Origin of the sequence: Kitasatospora sp. NPDC047058, from assembly GCF_040643935.1 — a bacterium.
GTDB lineage: Bacteria > Actinomycetota > Actinomycetes > Streptomycetales > Streptomycetaceae > Kitasatospora.
This window is the reverse complement of the sequence record NZ_JBEYVJ010000734.1, coordinates 1-2,116: the sequence shown is the minus strand read 5'-3', so window position 1 is coordinate 2,116 and position 2,116 is coordinate 1. Positions and strand designations below refer to the sequence as shown.

Genomic DNA, 2,116 nt, shown 5'->3' with positions numbered 1-2,116 from the left:
GAGGCAAGCAAGCGCGTACAGCTCTGCGTCTCAGCGGGGCCTATCACCTGCCACACCCACGTGCGCCAGACGACTGCCTCATGAGACACCCGCAGTCTGGAGAAGGACGGGGCCGCAGCAGCACCGGACCTCTGTCAAGATCGTTTGACAATCGGTCAAGATCATTTGGTACGGACAGTGGTTGGCCGTTCTCAGCGATAGTCGGCCACGACCTCAGCCTCGCTACAGCGAGCGATGGTGAGCCGGGACACGATAGGTGGAACCTGGCCAGGCGTATTGGAACTACCGGAGACGGGTCGCAGTCCGGACAAGGTCGGCGACGGCTCTGGACCGACTGTGCGGCGGCCAGGCGATCACGGTGGTGACTTTCGGCGCGTCCAGCACGGGCACGGCGGTGAGGTCACCGTGCAGTTGAGCTCGGCACGACTCCGGTGAGACTGCGCAAGCACGGCCGAGCGCGACGAGCTGCAACAACTGCGCGTGGTCGCGGACCTGCGGGCCGGGACCGGGCGGGTAGGTGCCGTCGGGGTCGGGCCAGCGTGGCAGGGGCAGGCCGGGCAGCCCGGTGATGTCGGCCATGTGCACATGGGTCCGGACGGTGAGCGGATGCCCGGCCGGCAGGACCACAACCTGGCCCTCCGTGCTGAGTTCTTCGGTGTGGAACCCGGCCGTCGAGTCGAACGGCCGGTGCAGCAGCGCCACGTCGGCCCGGCCCTCGCGCAGAAGTCGCTCCTGCTCGGCCGGGCCGCACAGGATGACGTCGACGGGGACCGCGCCGGGTTCGGCGGCGTACGCGTCCAGCAGTTCCGCCAGCAGTTCGCGGGACGCGCTGGCCTTCGTGACCAGGACCAGGCCGGGACGGCCGGCCGGGGGAAGGGCGGCGCGGCGGGTCCGGCGCTCGGCCGCTTCGACCGCGTCGAGGGCCGCCCGGCCCTCGACCAGCAGCACCGAGCCGGCTTCGGTCAGCGCGACGGTTCGGCTGGTCCGATCCAGCAGCGCTGCCCCGAGTCGGCGTTCGAGCTGCTGGATCGCCCGTGACAGCGGCGGCTGTGCGATCCCGAGCCGCTGCGCGGCCCGCCCGAAGTGCAACTCCTCGGCGACAGCGACGAAGTAGCGCAGTTCCCTGGTCTCCATCCGGCCACGGTACTCCGGATCAATACCCGGAAGGTATCGTTGCCCACCCAATCGGTCTTGGACCCCCGCCGGGGTCCAAGAGCAGCATGGTCCTCATGAGCGAACGAACGATTGCGCTGGTCACCGGCGCAAACAAGGGAATCGGCTACGAGATCGCCGCAGGCCTGGGCGCCCTCGGCTGGAGCATCGGCGTCGGCGCCCGCGACGATCAGCGTCGCAAGGCCGCGGTGGAGGGACTGCGCGCGGCCGGCGTCGACGCCTTCGGCGTACCGCTGGACGTGACCGACGACGCGAGCGCGACAGCCGCCGCACGGCTGATCGAGGAACAGGCCGGGCGCCTCGACGTACTCGTCAACAACGCCGCCGTCGCGGGCGCCATGCCCCAGGAGCCCACCCGCGTCGACCCCGCCACCATCCGCACGGTCGTGGAGACCAACGTCATCGGCGTCATCCGCGTCACCAACGCGATGATGCCGCTGCTGCGCCGCTCCGCCTCACCGAGGATCGTGAACATGTCCAGCAGTGTCGGCTCCCTCACCCGGCAGTCAGGGACCGCCGCTGAGCTGACCACCGGTCCGGTGGCCGCGGCGTACTCGCCGTCGAAGACGTTCCTGAACGCCGTCACCCTCCAGTACGCCCGGGAGCTGAGCGGCACGAACATCCTGATCAACGCCGGCTGCCCCGGCTACGTCGCGACCGACCTCAACGGCTTCCGGGGCGTGCGCACCCCCGAACAGGGCGCGGCCATCGCCATCAAACTCGCGACCCTGCCCGACGACGGTCCGACGGGCCGGTTCTTCGAGGACGCCGGCGTAGTGCCCTGGTGAAGTTCACGGCGGTCATCACCCGCGCAGCCACCAGGGTGAGGCCGCTTCGCCCGCGCGTCTCGAACCGGTTCATCGACTGCTTCGGCCGGCCCGGATCGTGGTCGGCGCGTGGGTGCGCTTCGCCGGGCAGGTCCGGGCGATCGTGGGCGTCACCA

2 protein-coding genes are annotated in these 2,116 nt (G+C 70.2%); one reads left to right on the top strand and one right to left on the bottom strand.

The window, feature by feature from the left end; translation table 11 throughout:
• Nucleotides 1-282: 282 nt before the first annotated feature.
• Nucleotides 283-1,134, bottom strand: coding sequence for a LysR family transcriptional regulator (locus ABZ885_RS39940; protein ID WP_360199930.1), 852 nt, complete (start codon nt 1,132-1,134; stop codon nt 283-285).
• A 95-nt stretch (nt 1,135-1,229) separates the two neighbouring features.
• On the opposite strand from ABZ885_RS39940, the gene ABZ885_RS39935 reads away from it, so the two are divergent.
• A complete protein-coding gene (locus tag ABZ885_RS39935) occupies nt 1,230-1,961 on the top strand; it encodes an SDR family NAD(P)-dependent oxidoreductase (RefSeq protein WP_360199928.1) in 732 nt (243 codons plus the stop codon).
• Nucleotides 1,962-2,116 lie beyond the last annotated feature (155 nt).

What these genes read in the sequence shown, in the direction of transcription:
- ABZ885_RS39940 (WP_360199930.1), bottom strand. Translation starts at nt 1,134, where the DNA reads ATGGAGACCAGGGAACTGCGCTACTTCGTCGCTGTCGCCGAGGAGTTG.
- ABZ885_RS39935 (WP_360199928.1), top strand. Translation starts at nt 1,230, where the DNA reads ATGAGCGAACGAACGATTGCGCTGGTCACCGGCGCAAACAAGGGAATC.